The 25655-nt window shown below is 71.8% G+C and carries 28 protein-coding genes; 11 read left to right on the top strand and 17 right to left on the bottom strand.

Translation table 11 applies throughout. The annotated features are described in order from the left end of the window. Positions 1 to 17: 17 nt before the first annotated feature. On the bottom strand, positions 18 to 944 hold the full coding sequence (locus tag MA875_RS01240; protein ID WP_248239755.1) for an alpha/beta hydrolase: 927 nt from the start codon (positions 942 to 944) through the stop codon (positions 18 to 20). A 71-nt stretch (positions 945 to 1015) separates the two neighbouring features. On the opposite strand from MA875_RS01240, the gene MA875_RS01235 reads away from it, so the two are divergent. Next, positions 1016 to 2299: an FAD-dependent oxidoreductase gene (locus MA875_RS01235; RefSeq protein ID WP_248239753.1), complete on the top strand. Its 1284-nt coding sequence runs from the start codon at positions 1016 to 1018 to the stop codon at positions 2297 to 2299. Here MA875_RS01235 and MA875_RS01230 read toward each other — a convergent pair. The 12 genes from MA875_RS01230 to MA875_RS01175 all read right to left on the bottom strand — a co-directional run bounded on the left by MA875_RS01230 (position 2280) and on the right by MA875_RS01175 (position 14521). Next, positions 2280 to 2678, bottom strand: a complete 399-nt coding sequence (locus tag MA875_RS01230) for an ester cyclase (protein WP_248239751.1) — start codon at positions 2676 to 2678, stop codon at positions 2280 to 2282. The two genes, MA875_RS01235 and MA875_RS01230, sit on opposite strands and share 20 nt — an antisense overlap. 53 nt (positions 2679 to 2731) lie before the next feature. Further along, complete coding sequence (locus MA875_RS01225) at positions 2732 to 3268, bottom strand: GNAT family N-acetyltransferase (protein WP_248239749.1); 537 nt, start codon at positions 3266 to 3268, stop codon at positions 2732 to 2734. Positions 3269 to 3294: 26 nt separating this feature from the next. Then, the gene (locus MA875_RS01220; protein ID WP_248239747.1) at positions 3295 to 4035 is read right to left on the bottom strand and encodes a sulfite exporter TauE/SafE family protein; all 741 of its coding nucleotides are present in this window, start codon (positions 4033 to 4035) and stop codon (positions 3295 to 3297) included. 3 nt (positions 4036 to 4038) lie between these two features. Continuing rightward, a complete protein-coding gene (locus MA875_RS01215) occupies positions 4039 to 4881 on the bottom strand; it encodes a uroporphyrinogen-III synthase (RefSeq protein ID WP_248239745.1) in 843 nt (280 codons plus the stop codon). Between the two features lie 158 nt (positions 4882 to 5039). Then, positions 5040 to 5342 (bottom strand): hypothetical protein, encoded by a 303-nt coding sequence (locus MA875_RS01210; RefSeq protein ID WP_248239744.1) that lies wholly within the window; start codon positions 5340 to 5342, stop codon positions 5040 to 5042. Further along, positions 5332 to 5733: a phage holin family protein gene (locus tag MA875_RS01205; protein WP_248239743.1), complete on the bottom strand. Its 402-nt coding sequence runs from the start codon at positions 5731 to 5733 to the stop codon at positions 5332 to 5334. Before MA875_RS01205 ends, MA875_RS01210 begins: the two co-directional genes overlap by 11 nt. 1 nt (position 5734) lies before the next feature. Continuing rightward, positions 5735 to 6115: a hypothetical protein gene (locus tag MA875_RS01200; RefSeq protein ID WP_248239742.1), complete on the bottom strand. Its 381-nt coding sequence runs from the start codon at positions 6113 to 6115 to the stop codon at positions 5735 to 5737. Between the two features lie 99 nt (positions 6116 to 6214). After that, entirely contained in the window at positions 6215 to 7690 is a 1476-nt protein-coding gene (locus tag MA875_RS01195) for a protoporphyrinogen/coproporphyrinogen oxidase (protein WP_248239741.1), read from the bottom strand. Then, positions 7674 to 8393, bottom strand: coding sequence for an ABC transporter ATP-binding protein (locus tag MA875_RS01190; protein ID WP_248239740.1), 720 nt, complete (start codon positions 8391 to 8393; stop codon positions 7674 to 7676). Before MA875_RS01190 ends, MA875_RS01195 begins: the two co-directional genes overlap by 17 nt. Next, positions 8390 to 9352 carry an ABC transporter ATP-binding protein gene (locus MA875_RS01185; protein WP_248239739.1) on the bottom strand — a complete coding sequence of 321 codons (963 nt, stop codon included), beginning with the start codon at positions 9350 to 9352 and terminating at the stop codon, positions 8390 to 8392. Before MA875_RS01185 ends, MA875_RS01190 begins: the two co-directional genes overlap by 4 nt. A 4-nt stretch (positions 9353 to 9356) precedes the next feature. Further along, positions 9357 to 12086, bottom strand: a complete 2730-nt coding sequence (locus tag MA875_RS01180; RefSeq protein WP_248239737.1) for an ABC transporter permease — start codon at positions 12084 to 12086, stop codon at positions 9357 to 9359. Further along, on the bottom strand, positions 12083 to 14521 hold the full coding sequence (locus MA875_RS01175) for an FtsX-like permease family protein (RefSeq protein ID WP_248239735.1): 2439 nt from the start codon (positions 14519 to 14521) through the stop codon (positions 12083 to 12085). Before MA875_RS01175 ends, MA875_RS01180 begins: the two co-directional genes overlap by 4 nt. Positions 14522 to 14599: 78 nt before the next feature. Here MA875_RS01175 and MA875_RS01170 point away from each other — a divergent pair, with 78 nt between their 5' ends. After that, complete coding sequence (locus tag MA875_RS01170; protein ID WP_248239734.1) at positions 14600 to 15172, top strand: HhH-GPD-type base excision DNA repair protein; 573 nt, start codon at positions 14600 to 14602, stop codon at positions 15170 to 15172. Further along, a complete protein-coding gene (locus MA875_RS01165) occupies positions 15169 to 15591 on the top strand; it encodes a DUF1801 domain-containing protein (RefSeq protein ID WP_248239733.1) in 423 nt (140 codons plus the stop codon). Before MA875_RS01170 ends, MA875_RS01165 begins: the two co-directional genes overlap by 4 nt. Here MA875_RS01165 and MA875_RS01160 read toward each other — a convergent pair whose 3' ends face one another. The 3 genes from MA875_RS01160 to MA875_RS01150 are packed head-to-tail and all read right to left on the bottom strand — an operon-like array spanning position 15592 to position 19188. Next, a complete protein-coding gene (locus MA875_RS01160) occupies positions 15592 to 16977 on the bottom strand; it encodes a glycine--tRNA ligase (protein WP_248239732.1) in 1386 nt (461 codons plus the stop codon). Between the two features lie 19 nt (positions 16978 to 16996). Beyond that, entirely contained in the window at positions 16997 to 17359 is a 363-nt protein-coding gene (locus MA875_RS01155; RefSeq protein ID WP_248239731.1) for a DUF4870 domain-containing protein, read from the bottom strand. Further along, positions 17356 to 19188, bottom strand: a complete 1833-nt coding sequence (locus tag MA875_RS01150) for a glycoside hydrolase family 15 protein (RefSeq protein ID WP_248239729.1) — start codon at positions 19186 to 19188, stop codon at positions 17356 to 17358. The genes MA875_RS01155 and MA875_RS01150 overlap by 4 nt, the downstream gene beginning before the upstream one ends. 150 nt (positions 19189 to 19338) lie before the next feature. On the opposite strand from MA875_RS01150, the gene MA875_RS01145 reads away from it, so the two are divergent. From MA875_RS01145 to MA875_RS01115, 7 genes are all read left to right on the top strand, one after another. Continuing rightward, the gene (locus MA875_RS01145; RefSeq protein ID WP_124291784.1) at positions 19339 to 19671 is read left to right on the top strand and encodes a hypothetical protein; all 333 of its coding nucleotides are present in this window, start codon (positions 19339 to 19341) and stop codon (positions 19669 to 19671) included. Between the two features lie 15 nt (positions 19672 to 19686). Beyond that, entirely contained in the window at positions 19687 to 19998 is a 312-nt protein-coding gene (locus MA875_RS01140; RefSeq protein WP_124291785.1) for a pore-forming ESAT-6 family protein, read from the top strand. Positions 19999 to 20011: 13 nt separating this feature from the next. Then, the gene (locus MA875_RS01135; protein WP_248239727.1) at positions 20012 to 20356 is read left to right on the top strand and encodes a DUF6507 family protein; all 345 of its coding nucleotides are present in this window, start codon (positions 20012 to 20014) and stop codon (positions 20354 to 20356) included. A gap of 3 nt (positions 20357 to 20359) precedes the next feature. Then, entirely contained in the window at positions 20360 to 23341 is a 2982-nt protein-coding gene (locus tag MA875_RS01130) for a glycohydrolase toxin TNT-related protein (protein WP_248239726.1), read from the top strand. Continuing rightward, positions 23334 to 23624 (top strand): YrhB domain-containing protein, encoded by a 291-nt coding sequence (locus tag MA875_RS01125; protein WP_248239725.1) that lies wholly within the window; start codon positions 23334 to 23336, stop codon positions 23622 to 23624. Before MA875_RS01130 ends, MA875_RS01125 begins: the two co-directional genes overlap by 8 nt. 128 nt (positions 23625 to 23752) lie before the next feature. Further along, complete coding sequence (locus tag MA875_RS01120) at positions 23753 to 24175, top strand: hypothetical protein (RefSeq protein ID WP_248239724.1); 423 nt, start codon at positions 23753 to 23755, stop codon at positions 24173 to 24175. Next, positions 24172 to 24483, top strand: a complete 312-nt coding sequence (locus tag MA875_RS01115; protein ID WP_248239723.1) for a YrhB domain-containing protein — start codon at positions 24172 to 24174, stop codon at positions 24481 to 24483. The genes MA875_RS01120 and MA875_RS01115 overlap by 4 nt, the downstream gene beginning before the upstream one ends. Here MA875_RS01115 and MA875_RS01110 read toward each other — a convergent pair. Further along, positions 24473 to 24904, bottom strand: coding sequence for an Imm61 family immunity protein (locus MA875_RS01110; RefSeq protein ID WP_248239722.1), 432 nt, complete (start codon positions 24902 to 24904; stop codon positions 24473 to 24475). The two genes, MA875_RS01115 and MA875_RS01110, sit on opposite strands and share 11 nt — an antisense overlap. A gap of 80 nt (positions 24905 to 24984) precedes the next feature. On the opposite strand from MA875_RS01110, the gene MA875_RS01105 reads away from it, so the two are divergent. Next, a complete protein-coding gene (locus MA875_RS01105; protein WP_248239721.1) occupies positions 24985 to 25614 on the top strand; it encodes a TNT domain-containing protein in 630 nt (209 codons plus the stop codon). Positions 25615 to 25655: the final 41 nt, after the last annotated feature.

The raw sequence follows: 25655 nt of genomic DNA, 5'->3' as shown, positions 1-25655 counted from the left end.
ATGGAGGAGTGATGCCGTCAGGCCGGCGTCGAGATGACATCCCTCAGCCAGGCGCGGGCACGGGAGAGGAGCGCTCGAGCAGGTTCGGTGTCGCGGGCCCAGCTCTCAAAGCCGTGCGGACCGCCCGGTACGACATCGAGGGTCGTCGGCACTCCGGCGGCGGCGAGACGCTGTGCGTAGCCCTGCACCTCGGCGAAGAAGAGCTCGATGTCACCCACCGCAAGGTAGGTCGGCGGAAGCCCGGTCAGGTCCTCGCGTCGCGCAGGGGCGGCATAGGGCGGCACCGATCCTCCACCCGCCGGGCCCCCGAGATAGGCGGTCCAGCCGACCCGGTTGTGTCGGTTGTTCCACACCGCGTGATCGAGGGCATCCAGCGAGCGATCGGCGGCCGTCCGGTCATCGATCATCGGCGCGAACAGCCACTGGCCGATCGGCTGCACGCCGCCCTCATCGCGGAGGCGCTGCGCCACGCCCGCCGCAAGTCCCCCGCCGGCGCTCTCTCCACCGAGGACGACCCGAGCGGGGTCCACCCCCAGCCGGCCGGCCTCCGCCTTCAGCCACCCCCAGGCGGCGTAGACATCGTCGTGCGCAGCCGGAAACGGATGATCGGGCGCGAACCGATAGTTCGCCGAGACGACGACGATGCCGAGGTCACGCGCCGTGTCGGCGCACAGCCGCTCGTCCTGGCGCGCATCGCCGAAGAGGAGCCCGCCGCCGTGCACCCACAGCAGCACAGCTTCTCCTGAACGCTCCTGCGGCCGATACACCCGGAGGCGCTGCGCTCCCACGCGGCGCACATCCACCCGGACACCCTCGATCCGCGGCACCGGCATCACACGCGTGACGAACCGCAGCGGGGAACGGATCCATCGCCGCGACACGTCGGGCAGGCGCACCCGACGTGTCGCGGCGCGAAGTTCAGGGTCGACCCTGTCGAGATCCATCCTCATCGCTCCTTCCCTCTCCCGCGGCTCTCTGCTCGCGGAACACCTTCTCCCCCGAGTATCTTCGTCGCGTGACCGAAGGCACCGCCGCCGCGCCCGCGCACACGACCTGCGCCATCGTGGGCGGCGGCCCCGCAGGCATCGTCCTCGGACTCCTGCTCGCCCGCGCGGGCATCGCGGTGACGGTGCTCGAGAAGCACGCCGATTTCCTTCGCGACTTCCGCGGCGACACCGTGCACCCCGCCACCCTCGGCCTCCTCGACGACCTGGGGCTCTTCGCGCGCTTCGACGCCCTCCCGCACTCGAAGATCCGTCGCGCGTACTTCCCCGGCCGGGAAGGCACCGACGTCTTCGCCGACTTCCGCAGGCTGCCGGTGCGGCATCCCTACATCGCGATGGTTCCGCAGTGGGATCTGCTTGATCTTCTCGCGGAGGCCGCCGCCACCGAACCGACCTTCACCCTTCTTCGCGAGCACGAGGTGACGACGGTGACGCGACGCGACGGCCGGGTGACGGGCGTCGCCTACCGCTCGCCGTCCGGCGACGGCCTGCTCACCGCCGACCTGGTCGTGGGATGCGACGGCCGCTGGTCCACTGTGCGCCGAAGCGTCGGGCTCCCGGTCCGCGAGATCCCCGTGGGCTTCGATGTCTGGTGGTACCGCCTGACCTCCGACCGACACCTGGACGAGAGCCTCCTCCCCCGCGTGCGCGACGGGAAGGTCGCGATCGGCATCCCCCGCCGCGGCTACGTGCAGGTCGCCGCCCTCGGCCCCAAGGGCACCGACGCCGAGGTGCGCGCCCGCGGCGTCGGCGCGTTCCGCGCCGACGCCGCGACCCTCTTCCCCGAACTCGCCGACGCGGCGGACAGGATCGAGAGCATGGACGAGGTCAAGCACCTCGATGTGCGCCTGGAGCGCCTGGACCGATGGCACGCGAACAACGTCCTGTGCATCGGCGACGCCGCGCACGCGATGTCACCGGTCGGCGGCGTGGGCATCAACCTCGCGATCCAGGACGCCGTCGCCACGGCCCGCCTTCTCGCGGGCCCGCTCGCCCGCGGCGAGCTTCAGCGACCCGGCGGGAGCCGGCTGCTCGGCCGGGTCCGGCGTCGCCGCCTCCCGGCGGTCGTCGTCATCCAGACCCTCCAGCGGATCCTCCACGCACGCTTCATCATGCCGGGCCTGCGCGGTGCGCCGCTCGACCCGCCCGCCTGGCTCCTGCGCCTCGTGCACGTCTTCCCCGCGCTCACGGTCATCCCGGCATTCGCGATCGGGGTGGGCGTCAGGCCCGAGCGGGCACCCGACTGGGCTCGACGACCCAGCGGCTCCGCACGCGTCAGACGCGGGACTCGCTGAGCTGCGCCCGCAGCTCGAACGGCTCGGACCCCGAGAACGCGGCGACCCGCCCTGCCGTCAGCGTGTAGACGGCGAACTCGGCGACGTTCACGTGACGCCGCGTCGGCGCGATGCCCTCCCAGACGCCCGCATGGGTACCGCTACCGCGCACGTGCGCGGCGACGCGGTCGTCCTCGGCCACCACCTGGATGATCCGCCACCGCCAGTCGGGGAACGCATGGAAGAGATCGGCCAGATCGGCGAGCCACGCCTCCACCCCGGCCGGGCGATGGGCCCGCCGCACCTCGGCGTGCACGAACCCGCGGATCGCCTCCAGGTCGTGGCGATTGGCCGCATCGATGTAGTCGGCGAACCACTCGTGCATCTGCCAGGGCTCCACCGGTCCATTATCGTCGGGGGTCCGAGCCCGTCAGGGGTTCGACCGCAGACACCTCACCGTTCTCGGGCCAGGATCGCCCACGAGTCGAGGGTCGTCCATTCGCCCTTGAACCAGTCCGCCTCCACCGCTCGCCCCTCGTGCCGGAAGCCCAGCGCCGTCAGCAGCCGCGCGACAGCGGTGTTCCTCTGGTCCGAGGTCGCCGTCACCCGGTGCGCCCCGTGGTCATCGAAGAGTGCGGCGACGACCGCGCCCAGCGCTTCGCCGGCGATACCCCGACGCTGATGCTCGGCCGCGACCGTGACGCCGACCTCATAGGTGTCGGGCTGGTCGGCCGACGTGTGCACGGCCACATCGCCGAGGAGGGCGCCGGAGGCGGCATCCCGCACCGCGATCTGCAGCCACTCGCCCGCCGGCGGCGGGAACCCGGTCGGCTGCCCCTCGAGAAGGCGGCCCGCGTCGTCGGCACTGAAGTCGGGAGTCCACGACTGCCACCGCGCGACGTCGGGGTCGCGGCGATAGGCGACGAACGCGTCGCGATCGCCGGCGTCGAGCGGGGCGAGCAGCAGCCTCTCGGTGCGAAGCGGTGTCACGGCGGCAGACTACCGCGCGACCGCCCTCAGATCAGCAGGTACACCGCGCCGACGACCGTGAGGACGATGACGAGGCGCTCGAACAGCCGCTGGTCGATGCGGTCGGCGATCCAGCGCCCGCCGAGGGCGCCCGCCACGACGAGCGGGGCGAGGATCGCGTCGAGCACGAGACCGGGGACCGTGATGAGGCCGAGCCCGACCGAGAAGGGGACCTTGCTGATGTTCACGATGGCGAAGAGCCACGCCGCCGTGCCCAGGAACTCCTTCACCGGGAAGCGTGCGGCGAGGAAGTACATCGACATCACCGGTCCCGCCGCATTGGCGACCATCGTCGTGAAGCCGCCCAGGGTGCCGTACACGGCGGCCGCACCGCGCCGCGGGGGTCCATCGGCCAGGGCCGACGCCATCCGGCGACGCACGAGCGTCACCGCGATCACGCCGAGCAGCAGCACGCCGATGGTGCGCTTGACCCACGCATCGTCGGCGATGGCGAGGAAGAGAACCCCGACCAGGAGGCCCGCGACGATCGCCGGGGCCAGGCGCAGCAGCGCGCGCCAGTTGACGTGCCGCACGTACATGGTGATGGCGAACATGTCGGCGAGGATCAGCAGCAGCAGGATCGTGCCGGTCGACTCCCGCGCGGGCAGCACTGCGGCGAACGCCGCGACGGCGAGGGTGCCGGCACCGGGAACCGCCGTCTTAGACAGCCCGATCACGACCGCGGCGAGGGCGAGGAGCACCCACGCGAATGCGCTGAGGTCGGGCACCCCTCAGTCTTCGCGGGCGACGCCCGGCAGCCGGATGACCCCGGTCTGCGGTGCGAACTCGTCGGCCGCGTGAGGCAGCGAGAACGTCGCGACGGCGGCGATGAGCGCTTCGACGGTCTGGGTGTCGGCGACGACATCGACCTCGAGACCGGCACGCCGTGCGTCGCGCGCGGTCCGCGGACCGATCGCCGCGATCACCGTCGTGTCGGGGATGTGGGGGAACTGGGCGTGGACCTGCTCGGCCACCGACCCACTGGTGACGAGGATGGCGTTGATGCGTCCACTCTCGACGTCGCGGGCGACGCGGTCGGCGACCGGCACGCCGACGGTGCGGTAGGCCACGACGCTGCGCACGCGATGACCCGCGTCGCTGAGGCTGCGGGTCAGCACCGGCTTGGCGATCTCACTGCGGAGGGTGAGGATGTCGACGGGCTCGGGCTCGAGGGCGATCAGCTGTTCGGCCATGCCCGCGGCGGAGTTGTCGCGCTCGGGAACGAGATCGACCCGATAGCCGACGGCCTGCAGGGCGGCGGACGTGGTCTCTCCCACGGCGGCGACCTTGGTCGAGGCCGGAATGGTCGCGCGGTAGGCGTAGAGGACGTCGACGGTGGTGGCGCTCGTCACGGTCAGCCAGCGGAACGCGCCGGCAGCGAGGTCGGCCAGGGCCTTCTCGAGCGTCTCGTGATCGCGGGTGGGGGCGAAGTTGATCAAGGGAGCGATCACCGGCGTCGCCCCCTGTCGACGCAGCGAAGCGGCCACGCCGTCACCCCACGGGCCGCCGCGGGGCACGAGGACGCGCCAACCCCCCAGGGGTTTGGCGTGCGGGTCCTGAGCTGCGTGGTTCATTCAGTCGACTCTCGTGGGGCGTGTTCGGCCGCCCGCGCTTCGAGCAACCGACGCGCGCGGGTGCACACGCGCGATCGGCAGCATCCGCTCCATTGCACTGCCTGCTTCCCGAGCATACCCCGGGCCGCGCGAGACCGCCTCGCGACCGATATCTCAGATCACCGGGTGTAGGACCGCACGAACAGCCAGACAAGACCGCCCACCGCGGCCGCGGCGGCCACCACGGCGGCTGTCGCGGCGCCGGGACTGCGCCGCGCGAAATCGCGGGCGCGCTCGATCTCTCGGTCGGTCACCTCCGCCACCCGACGAGGCACGTTCGCCTTGACCTCGATGGCGGCAAGCGCCGCCTTGAGCTCGGCCCGCGCCTGTTCGACGGGGTCGGCGATACCGATCGGAACCGCGGTCCGCGGAACGGGGACCGGGGCCACGGCGCTCTTGCGCGGCGAGATCTCAGAGCTCATCGCGCACCTCCTTCACGTCGAGGGCGATCGACTGCACCGGGTTCTCGCGGTTCGACAGCCGCCGGAAGCGGAAGTAGCCGAACAGGGCCAGCACCACCGCGATGAGGATCATCACGGCGAACACGACGATGGCCGACAGCCAGACGGGCCACCACGACGACAGACCCGCGATGACGAAGGTGCCGAGGACCGGGACCGACCAGAACAGCACGAACAGGGCGGCGATGAACCAGCCAGCCCCGATGCCGGCATCTTTCGCGGTCTTCGCCAACCACTTCTTCGCGGAGTCGATCTCGGCGACGATGAGGTTCTTGACGAGCTCGGGAATCTCGCCGACGAGCGTCAGCAGGCTGTCGTCGGCCCGATCGCGGAATCCCCGCGGTGTCGTCATATCAGGCTCCGGAGGGGGACGCGGGCGACGCCTTGGCCGCCGCAGCCGATGCGTCGGACGCCGCGTCGGCGGCGACGTCCTTCACAGCCTCCGCCGACGACTTCGCGGCGCGCTTGACCTCGGCGACCTTCTGGTCGCCGCTGGTGTCCTTCGACGTGGCGGCCTTCGTCACCTTGACCGCGCTGTCCCACAGGGTGCTGGGGAGGGCGGCGGCGCTGGACTTGGCGAACTCCGTCACCTTCGCGACCTGCTTCTGCACCGGGGGCTGGTTCCACAGCTTCTCGGCCTGGGTCTTGATCTGCTCGTAGCGCTCACGCCCCGCACGGGATCCCAGGACGTAGCCGGCGGCCAGTCCGATGACCAGCCCGATCTTGCCTCGCATGACGTCTCCTCACGTTCGTCGGGTGAAATCCCTTACACAGTAGCGGCGTATTCCTCTGACGGCATCCGCTCTTGACGCGCGCACCCGCGCCGGGCACAATCACCCGGCGGCGCCGCCGAAGAGCAGCCGTCGCCGCAGCCGATCGGCCTCCGCGACAGCGTCCTCGACGACCTGCGCGAGCCCCGTTCCCGAGAGCCACGCACCCACGATCGCGAGCCCGGGCGCCGGCGCGAGCGCGCCCCGGGCGCGGGCGGCACGCTCGGCCACGCCGCGGGCCGTCGCAGGCGGGGGCTGCGCGTAGCGGTCGCGGCGCGTGCCGCGCAATCGCACCTCGTCCAACGGCACGGACAGGAGAGCGGATGCTTCAGCGAGCGCCATCGCGGTCGCCGAAGCGTCGTCGAGATCGGCCGTGGCGGGTGCCGCCCCCGGGCCGCCGAAGGTCACGCGCACGACGAGCCCCCGCGGGCCCGCCGCCTCGCGAAGCGGGGCCCACCGGCCGGTCTGGTGCAGCAGCGTCGCAGCGCGCCGGGTGCCGGGCACCGCGTGCACCACCGGCCCGGGGCGGTCCGCGGCGCCGCCCGGGGCGTCGAAGACGAGCGTGAGGCACTCGAGCGACACCGTCGGCGCGACATCGGCCGACAGCGAGGCGAACGACGGAGCAGCCTCGGCGAGAAGCCCCCTCGCGGCGGGTTCGTCGACCGCGACGACGACGGCGTCGGCGTCGATCTCGCCGTCACCGGTCTCGACCCGCCACGGCGCTGCGCCCGCGACTCCGGATGATCGGATCCCTCTGACGGCCGCCTCGGTGCGGATCTCGACGCCGAAGTCGTCGAGGCGCGCGACCAGTGCGTCGACGAGCCGCGACATCCCTCCCGGGAGTCCGGCAAGACCGTCACCGTCCTCACCGGCCCCGCTTTCGCGCTCTGCGCGCAGCGCGGCCACGGCGCCGGCCAGCGATCCGGTGCGGGTGAGCGCGGCGTTCAGGCCCGGTGCGGCGACGTCGACGAGCACGTCGTCGGGGTCGACCGCGTAGCCGCCGACGCTCAGGGGTGCGACCAGCCGGTCACGGACGCGATCGCCCATCCGCGTCCGCACGAGTCGTCCGAGGCTGTGCTCCTGTCCGATCGTGAGCGGGGGTCGAAGACGATCGAGGTAGGCCCGCCAGGCGCCCGACCACCCGATGTGACGGCGGACGTCCTCGGCCCACGCATTCGCGGGGATGCCGAGCACCGTGTCGTCGGGAAGCGGCGCAGGCCCGCTCCCACCGGCGATCCACACCCCGCCGTGATCGGGCCGGACCACCTGACCGCCGAGCCCCACCTCGTCGAGGACCGCGGTGACGACCCCGCCGCGCAGGGAGAAGCCGTCGGCGGCGAGGTCGACCTCGACGCCGCCGAGCGTCTCGCGACGGATGACCCCGCCCACCCGGGCGTCGCGCTCGAGCACGGTGACATTCATCCCGACCTTGGCGCACTCCAGCGCGGCGACCAGTCCCGCGATCCCGCCGCCCACGACGACCACCGCCGTGTCGGCGGGGTTCGCGGGAACGGTGGCGGCGTCAGCGTCGTCGGTCACGGCGCAGTCTCCCTTCGGCGGCCAGCAGTCGGCCGTCGTGCAGTTCGGTGACCCGATCGGCGCGGGCGCGCAGGATCGGATCGTGGGTGGCGACCACCGCGGCGATCCCGCGGGTGTGGACGAGATCGACGATGAGGTCCATCACCGTGGCCGCGGTGCGCGAGTCCAGCTGCGCCGTCGGTTCGTCTGCGATGAGCACGCGCGGTTCGGCGACGATCGCGCGGGCGATGCCGACCCGCTGCTGCTGGCCGCCGGACAGTTCACCGGGGCGCTGCGCGGCATGGTCGGCGAGTCCCACCAGCCGCAGCGCCTCGGCGACGCGCGCCTCGCGCTCGGCCGGATCGGTGCGGGCGATCCGCAGCGGCAGCTCGACGTTCTCGGCCGCGGAGAGGACCGGGATCAGGCCGAAGGACTGGAAGACGAAGCCGAGGTCGCGTCGCCTCACCTCTGACAGCGCCTCCTCGTCGAGCGCGGTGACCTCGGTCTCGCCCACCCACACGCGACCGGCGTCGGGGCGATCGAGGGTGCCGAGGATGTTCAGGAGGGTCGTCTTCCCCGCGCCCGAGGGGCCGGTGACGACGACGAGCTCACCCGGGCGGGCCTGGAGGTCGATGTCGACGCAGGCGTGCACGTCGCCGGCGGCGCTGCGGAATGTCCGCGACAGGCCCTCCCCGCGCAGGGCCACCGAGCCGGCCGCGCTCACGGCCGATCCTCGCCGGAGGTCTGCGCCGCGGCATCCGCTCTCTCCCCCGGGCGCACCTGCACGTGGTCGGGTTCGAGAGCCAGGCGCACCCGGTCGCGGAGGTCGAGCGCGGCGACGAACTCGTCGGGCAGCTGGAGCCGCCCCACCCGGTCGAGCACGGCGTACTCCTCGGCGATGTGCTCCTCGGCACCGTGCTCGTCGACGCGGGTGGAGCGCAGCACCTCGGTGGAGGTGCGCCCGTCGCGGATCTGCACGGTGCGGGCGACGTGGTCGGACACCCCGGGGTCGTGGGTGACGATGAGCGTGGTGATGCCGCGCTCGCGGTTCACGGTGCGCAGGGCCTCGAGCACGTGGGCGCTCGTGGTGTCGTCGAGCTCACCGGTCGGCTCATCGGCGAGCAGCACCCGCGGGTTGTTCGCGATGCCCACGGCGATCGCGACCCGCTGCTGCTCGCCGCCCGACATCTCCGCCGGCCGCCGCGCCGCGCAGTGCCCCACCTCGACCAGATCGAGAAGCTCCGTCACCCGCGTCCGCCGGGCGGCGGCCCCGCGCGGCTCGCCGGTCACGGCCAGGCTCGCCGCGACGTTCTCGGCCGCCGTGAGGTAGGGGAGGAGATTGCGCGAGGTCTGCTGCCACACGAACCCGACGCTGCGTCGCCGGAAGCCCACCCGCTCCTTCTCCTTCATCGTCAGGAGGTCGTGGCCCGCGACGACGGCGACGCCGGCGGTCGGCCGGTCGAGGCTGGAGAGGATCGACAGGAGCGTCGACTTGCCCGAGCCGGATGCTCCCACGACGGCGACGAGCTCACCCGGGTCGACCCGGAGGTTCAGGCCCTGCAGCGCCTGCACCTCGATCCCCGGGCCCGAGGCCGTCGGCACCTGGAAGATGCGCACGAGGTCGGCGCACCAGATGTCGGCGTCCGGCGCCGCGCCCGGGTGCGAACGGGTGGTGGAGTGCATGGTCCTATCCTTCCTCGACCGTGCGCAGGAAGCGCGAGGCACGGGCGCGGCGCGAGACCGCGAGGGCGATGACGGTGGCGGATGCGACGAGCGCGGCGAACGCACCGAGGGTGACCCCGAGGATGAGGGGGTCCACCGCGTAGGCGGGCGCCGCGGTCGACCCCGTGAACGAGCGGAGGTCGACCCCGGCGAGCACGACGAGGGGGACGACAGCGCCGAAGAGCGTGCCGGCGACGAGGGCGGCGAGGGCGGCCGGAGCCACCTCCCACGTCGCGAGCGACCGCCCGATCCGGGCGGGCGCGCCGAGGGTCCGCAGGAGCACGAGAAGCCTCGTCCGGGGCGCGGCGGCGAGGGTGAGCGTCATCACGACCGCCACGGCGCCGAGGAGGGCGGCGAGCGCGGTCGCGGTGAGGAGCGCGGCACGCAGGCCCGCGACAGCAGGGCTCGCCTGGACGTCGTCGATGATCTCGCGGGCGGTGTCGATGCGGAGCGTGGGGCTCACCACCGTCCGCACCTCCTCGACGATCGCGGCGGGATCGGCGCCGGGAGCCAGCCGCAGCACGGCAGTGCGGTCGCTCGGGTCCCGCCCGAGCGCCTCCTCGGCGGCCGAGGAGTCCAGCGCCAGCCACGCCGCCCGCGCACCGATCGGCGCTGGACCGTCGAGCACCCCCACCACCTCGGCGGGGACGGTGCCGACCCGCAGGCCCCCGCGCCCGTCGATCTCCGCGGCGAGCGCGGTCGAGACCACGATCGGGAGCGGGCCCCCGGTCGGGGTGAGCGAGACGCCGGGCGGCAGCATCCCGGGTCCCTCGCCCTGCACCGCGCGGAGATTCTCGGCGTCGACGACGAAGGCGGAGGTGCCCACCCGCTCGCCGTCGATGTCGAGGGTGACCGGGTCGGCGCCCGAGATCCCCGTCGCCCCCGCGACGCCGTCGATCGCATCGAGCTGAGCGAGCTGGTCGCGGGTGATGATGCCGCCCGCCACCCGGATGTCCGCGCCGATCTGCGCCCGCGCGGAACGGTCGATTCCGGCCTGGACGGTGGAGAGGAGGATGCCGGAGGAGACCGCCACCGACACACCCACGACGAGCGCGAGCACCGGGGTGAGGCCGATCGCGGGTTCGCGCAGCGCCCGCACCGCACCGAGATAGCCGCCGAGGTTGCGCCCCGAGCGCGACCGGCGGAGGAGCGCCGCGAGCGGGATCGGGTAGAGCCGGAGCGTGACGACGCACGCGACGAGCGCGAGGAGGAGCGGTGTGGCGGCGGTGAGGAGGTCGGCGCCGTCACCCGCCCCGCGCACCAGCAGCAGGGTGAGCGAGAGCCCGGCGAGGACGAGCACGGCGCCCTCGAGGATGACCCGGAGGCGAGAGCCCCGTCCGCCGAGGTCGGCGCGGGGGCGTCGGTCCGCAGCCGAGGGGGCGAGCGCGGCGAGGACGACGGCCGGGAGCAGACCGACCGCGAGCGCGAGGAGGGCGCCGGTGGCCTCCGGCGGGGCGCCGAGGGTCGCCTGGGTGAGGGCGGCGCCGATCCCGACGCCGGCGAGCGCGGGAAGGATGCCGCAGGCGACCCCGTCCAGGGCGAGGAGCACGCGCAGCTGCCGGTGATCGGCGCCGCGGGCCGAGAGGAGGCGGAGGGCGGGCCGACGCCGCTCGAACACGAGCCGGCACCCGAGGATCAGCACGGCGGCGGCCACGCCCACCGGGCCGGACGCGATCATGGCGACCACCCCCGCGGTCGCCGCCTCCTGGGCCAGCGCCGCCTCGATCGCGCCGATCACGTCGGCGGTGAAGCGCAGACTCAGGATGCCGCCGGTGCCGGCGGAGGTCTCGGCGACCGTGTGCCCGACGGCGGTGAGAAGGCGAAGCCCTGCGGCGACGTCCTCCGCGTCCCGCGCGTCCACGGCGGTCTCGTCGAAGGGGTACCAGACGGTGGTCGTCACGGCGGCCTGCTGCGGAAAGGTCGCGCGGAGGGAGGCGGGGTGGGTGAAACCCGTGCCGGTGACGACGCGCGGCCTGTTCCCGTCGTCGAAGATGTTCGGCTCGAGCACCGACGGGACGTGCTGCCAGTAGGGGCTGCCCGCATCGGCGGGGGCGAACAGACCGACGAGCACGATGTCGACCACGCCGCCTGCGCCGGTGATCTGACGCGTCACACCCACGTCCCAGCCGAGCTCGTCGGCGGTGTCGGTCGAGAGGACGATCTCGATCCTGCCGAACGCCTGCCCCTCCGCGGTCTCTTCGCCGAGCGCGGTGAACACCGCGGGATCGGGCAGCCGCCCCTCGACGATATCGATCTCGCCCTCGTAGGCGGGGTCGACGGCGACGGCGATCTCGGCGGTTCCCGGCTCGTCAGCGAGGGCGGAGGCCGAGCCGACGGCGACGGTGCGTGCCGGCTGCAGGATGTCGGGAAGCGGCGCGGCCGCCTCGGCGCGGATGCGCTCGACTTCGGCGGCGAATCCGTCCCACACGTCCGCGACCTCGGTGGGGCTGGAGAAGAGCACCTCGGGGGCGAGCTGCGGGATGCCGTTCTCGTCGGCCGCGACGTCGCGTTCGACGGCGCTCAGGCCCGCGAGCCGGTACTGCACGGTCGCATCCCCGAGGCGCGCGAGCGCGACCGGGGCGGCGGTCGCGAGCACCGTGAGCACGAGGACGAGCACGGCGACCACAACGCCGCCGCCCGAGGCGAAGCCCAGGTGGTGACGCAGGAGCGCCGCCCTGCTCACCCGGCCGCTCATCGCGCCTCCTCGTCCACGAGGGCGTCGCGAGCGGCGCGACGAACCCGCGCGCTCGCTCCCCCGACGATGAGGGCGAGCCCGAGGAGGAGCCCCGCGCACAGGCCTCCCAGCGGGCCCCACGCCGGCTCGAGCGAGAGGGCGACCGGGAGGATGCCGGGGGTCGTCGCCGCCACGAAAGGCGCGGTGAGAAGGAGCGCGACCGCCGCGCCCGCACCGGCGCCGAGGAGGGCGGCACCGCCGAGGATCACCGTGAGCTCGACGGCCCGGAGGCGCGCCTGCCGACCGGCGGTGACTCCGAGCGCGCGGAGCACGGCGAGTTCCGGACCCCGCGCGAGGGCGAGGGACTGCACGATCGCGAGGGTGGCGATGAGCGCGAGGACGGCCGCGCCGGCGGCGGACACCCACCATCCCGTCACGAGAACCCCGACCATGCGATCGGCCACACCGGGAGCGGCGACCCGGACGGCGCGGTCGTCGAGCGCCGCGCTCAGGGCGCCGTCGGCGTCGGTCCGGCCGGCCGCCCACACGCTCGTCGCCGGCGCGAACGTCGTCCCCCGCTGGAGGGAGGCGACGAGGAGATCGTCGGTCGTCGCGAACACCGCGTCCGCGCGCGATGCGCCGGGGATCGCCTCGACCACCGCGGCGACGAGCACCTCGCCGCGTCGACCGGTGCCCGCGACCCGATAGTCGAGGCGGTCACCCTCCCCCACACCGAACCGGGCGGAGAAGGCGTCCGAGACGGCGACCCGCAGCGCCTGGGGGGCTGGGCCGTCGGCGGCTGCGTCCACCGCGGCGGCGTCCCGGCCGTCGGCGAGCCAGATCACCCGCTCGCGATCCCCGCCCTCGAAGGTCACCGTCCCGGAGAGGTCCAGGACCTCCCCTCCCACCGCGGACACCTCCTGCAGGGTCACCGACCCGGTGGGAACGCCGGGGGTCGGGCCGATCCGCATCACGAGCGCCATCAGCGACCAGGGACCGTCCCCCTCCGGAAGGGTCGCGGCGGCGGTCACCTGATCGGTGCTCACCGCCGAGAGGGTGAGCGGCTGCGCGATCACGGTGCCACGCCCGTCGCGAAGGACGGCGAGCGGCTGCAGCGAGGCGCTCGCATCGGCGCCCGTCCACTCGGCGGTCACCGCGAGCGACAGCCCGGTGGCGTCGTCGCCGAGCGGGACGGGGTCGGCGCGGACCGCGCCGGCGGCGGACGCACCGACGTCTCCGCTGTCGCCGTCCCGGCCGTCATCCCCGTCCGCCCCGCCGGTCACCGCCCGCACGAGCGCCGCCGGGTCGGCCGCACCACCGGCGTCGGCCATCACGACGGGCGCGAGGGGCGCGGGAAGCGCGACGAGGCTGACCTCGTCGTCGCCGAATTCGAGCATCTCGGTGACCGCCGCGGCCACCTCGTCGATGCCGTCGATCCCCGACACCGCGGCGACCTCGGCGGGCGAGGCGCTCTGCGGCGCGAGGTCGACCCGCAGGTCGACGCCGACGCGGAGCGCCGCGGAGTCGGTCGCGGCCGCGGTCCACGTTCCGGCGAACGCGCCCGCGAGGATCGCCTGCGCGACCGTGAGGGCCACCAGCAGCACCGCCACGCCCGACAGGGGAAGCCGTCGGGCGATCTGGCGCAGGGCGAGCGATGCCTCGAGCCCTCTCGCGCGGCCCGCCGGCAGCGCGGCGACGCGTGCGATCGCGCCGAACACGGCGAGCGCGGCCAGAGCTGCGGCGAGGAGGACGACGGTCGGGGCGAGCGCCACGACGGGGTCGAACCCGCCGGGCCGGGCGAACCCGAGCTGCCACAGGCCGAGGGCCGCGGCGGCGACGATGAGGGCCACGGCGGCGATGCTCGTCGCCCGCGCTCCCCGGCGTCGCGTGACCGAGCGGCGCGCGAGCGCCGCGACGAGGACGATCGCGAGCAGCAGCGCGACCACCGCACCGGCCGCCGACCGTGAGAGGGCCGCGCCCGCGGCATCCGTCCCCCCGACCGCGATCGCCAGTCCGGCGGCGAGGACGACGCCCGCGGCCGTGCCGGCGATGCCCACGATCACCGCCTCGATCGTGTGGAGGGCGAGCGCCTGGCCGCGCGAGAGCCCCCTGGCCCGGACGGTGTCGGTCTCGTGCTCACGCGCCGCGGCCAGGAGGCGCCCCAGCTGCGCCACCGCGGCCGCCGCGACGACCGCGACGGTGAGGAGCAGGGAGGGAAGCGCCGACGAGAGCGAGGCGGCGCCGATCGAGACCGCGGCGGCGACCTCGTCGTCGGGCGTGCCCGCGGGCGCGGCGGCGCGTCCGAGCGCGGCGGCACCGTCGGTCACGACGAGGATCAGGATGACGGCGGCGACCGCCGCGGCGACGGTGGCCGTGAGGGCGAGGAGGGAGCCGGCGCGGGCACGGGCTCTGTGCAGGACGAGGCGGGCGGTGACGAGACTGCGCGAATCCGCCACGTCACGCACCTCCTGGTCTCATCGCTGGTCGTCCGCATCGATGGCTCCTGACAACCTAACGGGTGGGAGACTGGCGGCATGACGCTGCACATCACCGGTGATGAGACCGCCGACCGGCTGCTCACCGACGACCCGCTGGCCCTGCTGATCGGGATGCTGCTGGACCAGCAGGTCGCGATGGAGACCGCTTTCGCGGGACCGCTGAAGATCTCCGAGCGTGCCGGCACCTTCGACGCGGCCGCGCTGGCGAGCTTCGAACCCGACGCGTTCGCGGCGCTGTTCTCGGCGACCCCCGCGGTACACCGCTTCCCCGGATCGATGGCCGCGCGCGTGCAGTCGCTGTGCGCTGCGGTGGTGGAAGAGTGGGACGGCGACGCCGCGGCGATCTGGACGCGCGGCGAACCCGACGGGGCCGAGGTGCTGAAGCGCCTGAAGAAGCTCCCCGGCTTCGGGGAGCAGAAGGCCAAGATCTTCCTCGCCCTCCTCGGCAAGCAGTACGGCTACACCGGCGCGGGCTGGCGGGAGGCGTCGGCGCCGTACGGCGAGGAGGGGTCGTTCCGCAGCGTCGCCGACATCGTGTCGCCGGAGTCGCTGACGAAGGTGCGCGAGTACAAGCGCGCGGCGAAGGCGAAGGCGAAGGAGTCGTCGTGAAGGCCACCGGCGGGAGCGTCGAGGAGTACATCGCCGCGGTGACGCCGGAGCGTCGCCGCCGCGACGCGCAGACGCTCGTGACGATGATGCGCGAGATCTCGGGTCGCGAGCCGGAGCTCTGGGGCACGATCATCGGCTTCGGCAGCTGCCACTACCGCTACCCCACCGGCACCGAGGGCGACATGCCCCTGCTGTCGTTCGCGCCGAGGAAGGCCTCGACCACCGTCTACGTGGACGCGGTCGCCGCGCACACCGACGACCTGGCGAAGCTCGGACCGCACACCTCGAGCGTGTCGTGCCTCTACATCACCGACCTCGAGAAGGTCGATCTCGACGTGCTGCGCCACATCCTCGTGCAGAGCTTCGCGTCGGTCACAAGCGGAGGCGGCGAGTACGCCGCCATCACGGTGACGAGCTGATCAGGCGCCCTTCAGCCGCTCCGCGAGGTAGGCGTGCAGGCCCTCGAGCGGCACCCGCTGCTGACCCATCGTGTCGCGGTCGCGCACGGTGACCGCGCGGTCTTCGAGCGAGTCGAAGTCGATCGTGACGCAGAACGGGGTGCCGATCTCGTCCTGACGACGGTAGCGGCGACCGATCGCGCCGGCGTCGTCGAAGTCGACGTTCCACGCTCCGCGCAGGTCGTCGGCGACCTCCCGGGCGATCGGCGAGAGCTGCTCGTTGCGCGAGAGCGGCAGCACGGCGGCCTTCACCGGCGCCAGCCTCGGGTCCAGGCGCAGCACCGTGCGCTTGTCGGTGCCGCCCTTGGCGTTGGGCGCCTCCTCCTCGTGATACGAGTCGACGAGGAAGGCCATCATCGACCGGGTCAGTCCGAAGGAGGGCTCGATGACGTACGGCGTGTACTTCTCACCCGAGGCCTGATCGAAGAAGGTCAGCGACTGACCCGATGCCTCGCTGTGGCTCTTCAGGTCGTAGTCGGTGCGGTTGGCGACACCCATGAGCTCGCCCCACTCCTTGCCCGGGAACCCGAAGCGGTACTCCAGATCGATCGTGCCGGCGGAGTAGTGCGCGCGGTCCTCGGCGGGAACGTCGAAGCGGCGCATGTTGGCCTCGTCGATGCCGAGGTCGACGAACCAGTTCCAGCAGGCCTCGACCCAGTCGTGGAACCAGGTCTCGGCCTCGGCCGGCGGGGTGAAGAACTCGATCTCCATCTGCTCGAACTCGCGGGTGCGGAAGATGAAGTTCCCCGGCGTGATCTCGTTGCGGAACGCCTTGCCCACCTGCCCGACGCCGAAGGGCGGCTTCTTGCGACTCGCGGTGAGCACGTTGGAGAAGTTGACGAAGATGCCCTGCGCGGTCTCGGGGCGGAGGTAGTGCAGACCCGACTCGTCGTCGACGACGCCGAGGTAGGTCTTCACCAGGCCCGAGAACGCCTTCGGCTCGGTGTACTGCCCCTTCGTGCCGCAGTTCGGGCACGGCACGTCGGCCAGTCCGTTCTCGGCGACGCGGCCCTTCCGGGCTTCGAAGTCCTCGATGAGGGTGTCGGCGCGGAAGCGCTTGTGGCACTGCAGGCACTCCACGAGCGGGTCGGTGAAGGTGGCGACGTGGCCCGAGGCCTCCCACACGCGCTTGGGCAGGATGATCGAGGAGTCCAGGCCCACCATGTCGCCGCGCCCGCGCACGAACGTCTGCCACCACTGGCGACGGATGTTCTCCTTCAGCTCGGTGCCGAGGGGACCGTAGTCCCACGCCGAGCGCGACCCGCCGTAGATCTCGCCCGCTTGGAAGACGAACCCGCGGTGGCGAGCGAGGGCGATGACTTTATCGAGACGGGACTGGTCGGGCACCCGTCGAGTCTAGTGAGGGCTATCGGACGATCGGGATCGACATCGGGTAGGTGTACCACTCGCCGCGGTTGGCCTTCACGGCCGCGATGATGCAGAACACGATGTTCAGCACGTAGGCCGCGAGGATGACGAGAAGGCCGATGAAGAAGAACGTCAGGATGACGCCCGCGAAGTAGGCGATGATCAGCGTCAGCTGGAAGTTCAGCGCCGTGGCGGTGTGCGCGCGGACGAAGGGGCCGCGGTCCTTCAGCACGAGGTAGCCGATGAGCGGGGCGAGGAATCCGAAGAAGAGTCCGCCGAGGTGGACGAGGGTGGCCCAGAGCTTCTCGTCGGCGGCGCTCATCGGCTGGGCGGACGGCGGGACGGGTGGTGGCGTGGTCATTTTCCTAGCATCCTGTCGAGGTTGACGGCGGCGTTGATGAGGGCGAGGTGGCTGAAGGCCTGGGGGAAGTTGCCGAGCTGCTCCCCGGTGAGGCCGATCTCCTCGGCGTACAGGCCCAGGTGATTGGCGTAGGTCAGCATCTTCTCGAACGTCAGCCGCGCGTCATCCAGTCGTCCCGATCGGGCGAGGGCGTCGACGTACCAGAACGAGCAGAGGGTGAAGGTCCCCTCCGATCCGCGGAGTCCATCGGGCGAGGCGGCCGGGTTGTAGCGGTAGACGAGGCTGTCGGAGACGAGCTCTTCGTCCATCGCCTTCAGCGTCGAGATCCACATCGGGTCGCGAGGCGAGAGGAAACCCGTCCGAGGCATGACCAGCAGGGAGGCGTCGAGCACGTGGGTGCCCTCGTGCTGGATGAACGCGTGCCGGCGGTCATCCCATCCCGCCGTCATGATCTCCGAGTACAGGGCGTCGCGCTCGGTGCGCCAGCGGACGATGTCGGCGGGACGACCGCCCGACTCGGCCAATCGGATGCCGCGGTCCAGCGCCACCCAGCACATGAGGCGACCGAAGGTGAAGCGCTGGCGCCCGCCGCGGGTCTCCCAGACGCCCTCCTCGTCGCGCTGCCAGTTGTCGCAGACCCAGTCGAGCATGCGGCTCACCTGCGACCAGCCGCGGTGCGGCAGGCGCAGGCCGTGCGCGTCGGCCTCGGCGATGGAGTCCATCGCCTCGCCGTAGATGTCCAGCTGCAGCTGATTCTCGGCGCCGTTGCCGATGCGCACCGGCCGGGAGTCGCGATAGCCCGAGAAGCCCGCGAGGGTCGTCTCGTCGAGGTCGCAGGTGCCGTCGACGCGGTACATGATCTTCAGCGGCCCCGAATCGTCGCCGACGCTCTCCTGCACGCGGTCGGTCAGCCAGCCCACAAACGCCTCCGCCTCGTCCACGTAGCCGAGGCCGAGGAGCGCCGACACCGAGAACGAGGCGTCGCGGATCCACGTGTAGCGGTAGTCCCAGTTGCGTTCGCCGCCCACCTGCTCGGGGAGCCCGGTCGTGGGAGCGGCGACCATCGCGCCGCTCGGCGCATAGGTGAGGAGCTTCAGCGTGATCGCCGAGCGGCTGACCATCTCGCGCCACCGACCCCGGTAGGTGGAGCGGTCGACCCACTCGCGCCAGAAGCGCTGGGTGCGACGGAACATGCGGTCGAGCTCGGAGGCGTCGATGCGGGATGCCGCGGCACCCCCGGTCTCGAGCAGCAGCCCGGTGCTCTCCCCGGCGCGCAGCTCGCCGCGGACGCGCAAGGCCCCGTCCACCATCTCCAGGTGGCCCGCGGGGGCGCCGTCGCGCTCGATGACGTCGCCGACACGATGCACGGTCAGGGTCTGGCCGGCGCCGGCGAACACCACGCCGTGCTCGGGGGAGGCCTCGATGCTCTCGGGGTGCTGCCCGTAGCCGAAGCGGGGGCGGACCTCGGCTTCGAACTCCATGACGCCGCGGACGACGCGGATGAGCCGGGCGATGCGATGACGCTGGGTGTGCCCTCTTCCGGCGATCGGCATGAAGTCGACGACCTCGCCGACACCGTCCTCGGTCATGAAACGGGTGACGAGGATCGCGGTGTCGGGGAGGTAGAGCTGCCGGGTCACCACGTCGTCGGCGATGGGGCGGATGCTGCAGAACCCGCCTCGCTCGGCGTCCAGGAGCGAGCCGAAGATGCTCGGCGCGTCGAAGCGCGGCGCGCAGAACCAGTCGATCGTGCCGTCCGTCGACACCAGGGCCGCGGTCTGCAGATCGCCGATCACGCCGTGGTCGGCGATGTTGGGGTAGTCCGCCACGAGTCCCGTCCCCTCCGGCCTCTCGTGGCCGTTGGACCCATCGTGGCAGGTGACACGGGCGAAAAGGAGAGTTCTCTCATCTGGTTGGACCGAAGTATCGGCCCTGTTTAGGGTGGTGACGTCGTTGTCAACGGTTCGGGGAGGTACGCGATGAAGTTCGCGATGGGGGCTGACACGCTGGGCGTGCTGGGAAAGGCGACCTCGGGGTCGAGCGACGAGCTCGCGCTGCTGGTGCGCCAGCTGCTGGAGGCGGCGGAGCCGCTGGAGGGCCAGTTCCAGGGCGCGGGACGCGTGGCGTTCGACCGCTTCAAGGCCCGCACGGACGCGATCTCGGGTGAGCTGAAGCTCGCCCTGGACGGCGTGCTTGGCGGTATCGCCGGAATGGACCGGTCGTTCCAGGAGGGTGAGGCGTCGATGGTCGACTCCACCACCAGCCTCGAGTCGGGTTCATCGTTCGACGCGGCGCGCTTCGGCGCTCGATGACGGGAGGGGATCATCATGGCCAATCAGGGTGACCGTCGGGATTACAGCATCCCGGCATCGCAGAACGCGCAGGACAACTTCAACCGTGTCGCCGCTCAGCTGGAGACGCTGATCGACGCGCACGACCGCGACGTGAACGCGGCGATGGCCGACTACGCCGCCGACGGCGTCTCGGAGGACTACCGGGCCAAGGAGCTGCGGTGGAAGAACGCCGCCGGCGAGGTGCGCTCGATCATCCAGACGCTCCGCTCGTCGCTCGAGCGCAACGACGAGTCGGCGCAGACCGCCCTCAGCAAGGCACGCACCGCGGTCGAATCCATCGGCTGAGAGGGGCTGACCTGTGACGGGCTGGAGAATCCAACCGTCAGGGGTCGTCGCCGTACTGCAGGACGTCAACGTCGATGCCGAGGCCCTCGGCACCGCGTTGAACAACCTCAGTCCCGCCCTCGAGGGGGCGGTGACCGCCACGCAGTCGGCCGCGATCGCTGAGGCGGTGCAGTCGTACTTCCAGATTCAAGAAGGTCCCCGCATCCAGGGGATGAGCACCCGGATCGGCGCTGCCGCGACGGGTGTCGTGAGCGCGACCGAGGCGTACGTGCAGGGCGACCTGGACATGGCGGCCAACGCGCAGTCCGCGGCGCACGCGACGGTCTATCCGCCCGTGCTGCCGCCGGGAGTGAGGTGACCGATGCCGAGTGCCATCGATCCGGACGCGATTCCGGGTAAAGACATCGATCCGGACACCATCGAGCTCCACGCGGGCACGGTGAACACCATCTCCGGACAGGTGCGCGATCACGGCGCTGCCGTCCACACCAAGTGGCAGGGCATGGCTGCGGTGTACGAGGCGCCCGAATCGGGCACCGTGCTGGATCTCATGCAGCCGGTGAACACGCAGTCCACGCAGGTGGGCGACAACCTCTCCGTCGTCTCCCAGGCGCTGAGCGGGTTCGCCGAGGCGGTGCGCCCGATCAAGGCGGCGCTGGATCAGCTGCGCCTGGACGCGCAGGCGTTCCGCGCGGAGATCGCCGGTGGCGTGCAGGTGCAGGAGCTGAACCCCGCCTACACCGCGTACGGGTCGTACGGCACGACCGCGGCGTCGTACTCCGGCTCGTGGAACGCCTACGGAGCGGCGGGCTCGACGAGCGCGTCCGAGCCGGTGGAGCAGTACCGGACCGTCACGAAGGAGTGGCACGAGGTCCAGGAGTACGTCGACCGCAACAACGATCTCATCGCGCAGGTGAACGCCCAGCAGGTGCTGCTGTGGGAGGCCGAGCGCGACTGCGCGAACACCATCCGCGCCCTCTACGGCGCCGATCCGCTCCGGGCGGCGCAGTCGGAGGACGACGCGCTCGGCTACGGCATCGAGGAGATCCCCGAGGGCACCGAGATGCCCTGGGGCGCCGAGGTGGAGCGCACCGAGGGCTGCGGCGAGGCGACAGCGAAGTTCGTCTTCAAGGACTTCCTCTGGGAGGGCATCGCCGTCGGCGGCATCTGGGGCACGGTCGAGGGCCTGGGCACCCTCGTGCTCGGCTACAACCCCGCGACCGGCGAGTTCTTCTCGGGCGACGCCTACGGCGCCGCGTGGGGGAACCTCGGCAATCTGCTTTTCGCGGGGATGGCGAACGGCGGCGTGCTCGCCCCGATCTTCCACGCCGACACGCTCATGCAGCACCTCGGCGGCGACGGGTTCCTCCCGCAGGAGGTGCGGGACTTCAAGGCGCAGGCCGACGAGGCCGCGATCAACACCGGCAAGGCGCTCATCGCCTGGGACAAGTGGGCCGATGACCCGGGCACCGCGCTCGGCGAGTCGGTGTTCAACGTCGGCACCGCGCTCATCCCGGTGGGCGGCGCGGCCGTCGCCGGTGTGAAGACGGCCTCGACCGCAGCATCCGTCCTCTCCCGGATGGCGCGCGTCGCCGACTTCGTCGACCCGGCCGCCTGGGCCGTGAACGGCACGATGCGTCTTGGAAGCGCCGGGCTCGGGAGCCTGGACAACCTCATCGGGCGCCTGGACACCACGCCCGTCGACATGAACCTCGGCCCGGTTGAGGTGTACACCGCGACCGACTCGGCGTCGGCGATGCGCCTCCTCGACGAGGCCGGTGTCGACCCGCAGAACGTCTTCGCCCGCGTCGATGAGAACGGCACGCCCGTGCTGGAGTTCCCCGGCGGTGTGATCGAGATGCCGGCGGGCACGTTCGACAACGCCGCGGGCGGTGGCCTGCGCGGCGGCGGGACCGATGCCTCCGTCACGGCGCCCGTGCGCGAGCCCGAACTGGTGAACGCCGGGGGCGTGCGGGGCGAGACGGCCCCTGCGCCGGTGAATGCGATCGTCGACGAGGCGCCCGTGCGCACCGAGACCGGCGGGTCCGGCGGCGACGGCACGTCTGGCGGCGATGCGGATGCACCGCGCGGAGACGCGGCTGGTGCGGGCGACGGTTCGGGACCGGGCGACGGTTCGGCTCCGGTCGATCGTGGCGGCGAGGGCGACGGCTGGACGCAGGGCCCGGAGCACCGCGGGGGAGACATCGATCCCGAGTACGGCGAGCCTCGCGCCGATCACGGCACGCTCGCCGACCAGTACGCGCCGCCGGCGGAGGTGCCGGCGGACATCCGGCACCTCGTCTCCGATCCGGAGGCGCCTTACGGTCGCGGTGCGGACGGCGAGCCCTACACCCGGGCCGAATGGGAAGAGCGGTACATGGGTCCGGACAACCGGCCCATCTACCCCGGCAACGACGGCGCGGTTCCTGGATCCCGGGTGTCGTACACCGACATGGAGGCGTTCCGCCGTGACTACGGCGACACGATCGACCGCTTCGGCGGGAGCGGCGGCGCGTACCTCTCGCCGGAGGGGGTGCTGTTCGAGCAGCGGGCGTTGCCGGGCGGCAACCTCAACGCCGGGTATCACGTGTTCCGCCTCACCGACGAGCTGCCTCCCGGGGTCCACATCGAGGTCTCCGAGGTCGCTCCGGCGTTCGGTCAGCCGGGTGGCGGCATCCAGCTGCAGTTCGTCGACGACGTCGACGGTGTTCTGAGCGTCGAGCAGCTGCTGTCCAACGACTACCGGATCATCGAGTCGACGACCCCGACGGTGCCCTCCGGTCTCGACGCGGGCGCCAACGCGCTCAGCGACTTCTCCTCGCCGGTCCCCGGTTCCGTGGATGTGACGGCACTTCACTTCGACAGCATCCCCGCCGATCTGCAGCGCTCGATCATCCGGCACGAGTACCCGGGGCTCCTCGGCGTGAATGCGACGCGCTTCGACGGACTTCAGGCCGGCACCCTCGACCCGGCATTCGCGGCTCGGGGATGGGATCAGAATTGCACGCGTTGCGTGATCGCGTTCGATCGCGTCATGGAGGGAACTCCGGCATCAGCGATGCCCTCCGCCGTGCCACGCGACGTGGGAGACATCTTCACCGGTCTCGGCATCCAGCCGAACTTCCAGTGGATGGGCGGATATCAGGACATCGTGACGCAGATGACCGCCATGCCCGAGGGCAGCCGCGGGGTCGTCTACATCGCGCGACCGAATGGGTCGGCTCACGTGTTCAACGTCATTCACGATCGCAACGGCGTGGTGTTCCTGGATGCGCAGACCGGCTCATTCGCCCGCCTCGAAGATGTGTCGAGGATCGGACTCATGGTGACGAAGAATGGCTGACGTCGTCGATGCTGTCGAGGCGCAGCGCATCGCCGTGGAGCTCTTGGCCGAGGGAGAGCGGAGCGGAGGCGTCCCCTGCGTGCTCGTCGGTGAACCAGAGGATCACGGTCGTTGGTGGGTGCAGGGCTACCAGAGCCGCGCCTTCATGGAGGACGGGGACGTCATGCAGGCTCTCGCAGGCAATGGCCCCTTCGCCATACCCAAGGATGGGTCGCCGCCGTTCCGCCTGGGGAGCGCGGAGCCGGCCGACGTCCAGCTCGCCCGCATCCGCGAGCGTGAGTGATCATCTCGCCGTTCGCTCGCGGTTGGTGAGCGCGGAGCCCGCGCGCGAGCAGATGAAACAGCTGAGAACTGCAAGCGGAGAGGTGTGAGGTAAACGCAGACGTGCGGATCCTCGTCAGCAGGTGGGCTGTGAGTGAGCTCTGGTGGACCGCGGCGGGAACGTGGCTGCGAACCCACGACCGGCCGATCGGTGAGCTCGATGACGCCGAGGTCTCGCGCTGGTTCGGTGACGAGGCGTTCCGGCTCCGAGATGCATTTCTCGCGACCGGAGCGGACGCCTCCGAGCCCGAGCTGGCCGAACTGCTGGGCCGTCGCGTGCGAGATGGGGTGGCGAGCGCCGGATGGACGATCACCGCTGACGACCCCCTGAACTTCCGTGCAGAGCGGGCGCACGAGGTGATCTCCGTCATGGCGCACGCGGGGCGGAACCCGACACTGGAGGTGTCGACGCCGCGCGGCACCGACACCGTGTCGAACCTCGCGGTGGCCGAAGGCAAGGTCCTGAATTGCGCGCTCGACGGTCCAGTACCGACGAATGACGCCGCCTCGTGAGCGCGCGGACGGCGGAGGAGGCTCGCCGACTCGTCGAAGCTTCACTCCAGCAGTCGACGGCCGAGGACGGTATCGAGCGCATCGTCCTCGGTGATCCGGTCGAGTCCGGTCGGCACTGGGTGTTCTTCTACCAGGGGCGAGGATACGTCGAGGGCGGCGACATCGACGCCATGTTGATCGGGAACGCGCCGATCGTCGTGCCGAAGGACGGTGGGGCGCCGTTCGCGCTTCCTTCGGTTCGTGACGTGGACGCACAGATTCGAGCGCTGGCTTCGGAGGATCACCCGGCCGGCCCGTCTACTGCATGAGGAAGTCGTTGACCTGACGCAGTCCGCGGCCGGCGACGTAGGTGTAGCGTTTCGCGTCCGTCCGTTGACGGAAGGACGCTCGGTTTCCTCGGGCTTCGACGTCGTATCCCTGATCGGTCCGTGTGACGGCGGCGTCCGGTGCGGGTTCGGCGGGAAAGACATCCCCGAGCCCACGGTCCGCGCGCCAGATCGATGCCAGGCAGACCGTGAGGAAGGCCTCCGCCTCCGACCGCGACGAGAACCATCCGAGCGTTGCCCACTGACCCCGACTCTGCTTGTCGACGGTGAACCCCTCGCGGGCTTGCCGAATGGCGAATGCCGTCTCCAGGTCGCCCCACCCGACCAGGAACGTCCCGTCGCTCGTCATCGGGAGGTAGCCCAGGCGGTCAGCCCACATCGCGAGAATCCCAGCGTCATCCATATTCCTATTCTGCTGTCGAGCGACGATCCGGCCGTGTGCATAGGCTTGTCTGCGGTGTTTCGCGATGGAAGAGGAGACTGATGACGCCCGAAACCTCCTGGGGTGACGTCCGGTCAACCCTGCGCGAGAACGGTATCCACGATCGAGCTGTCCTCCTCCCTGGGGATGACGGGGTGCCGTGGGAGGGAGCGCTCGTCGTCGCCGACGCCGGCGATCGGTGGACGCTCTCGACGGTCGACTACGGAACGGTACGCGTGCTGCTGCGGCGCCCATCAGCGGCGGAGATCGTCACCGCGCTCTACCAGTACGCACTCTCGCCGCTCCCCGAGCCGCAGAACATCCCCGACGCCGAGCGCGAACGGCTTCTGACGTGGGCGGCTCCGCATGTCATGGATCTGGCCGGCCGCGGGGTGAGGGACACCGTGATCGACCTCCCCGCCGGCCTGCTGGTCGACCGGATCGGAGCCCTCGACGGGTTCCTCCTCTACCCGACCGGCACGTCGTTGGAGGCGCGCTCGCTTCCGGTCACCGCCCTGGAGCAGCCCCTTCAGTCGTTCCTCACGACGGCACCGATCCGGGTTGCCGCCACCGTCACACCGCCGTGGTTCGGACGCGAAGGGGGCGGCATCCGATTCGCGGTCCAGGATCCCTCGATGGGCATCCGCGACCTCGTACGAGAAGGACAACTGCGGCGGATCGCGACGCCGTGAACCCGCGAGCGAGGCAGGTCGTCGACGCCGCGGAGGCGCAC

The organism is Microbacterium kunmingense (assembly GCF_023155745.1).
Classification (GTDB): Bacteria; Actinomycetota; Actinomycetes; order Actinomycetales; family Microbacteriaceae; genus Microbacterium; species Microbacterium kunmingense.
This window is presented reverse-complemented; position numbering and strand designations above follow the sequence as displayed.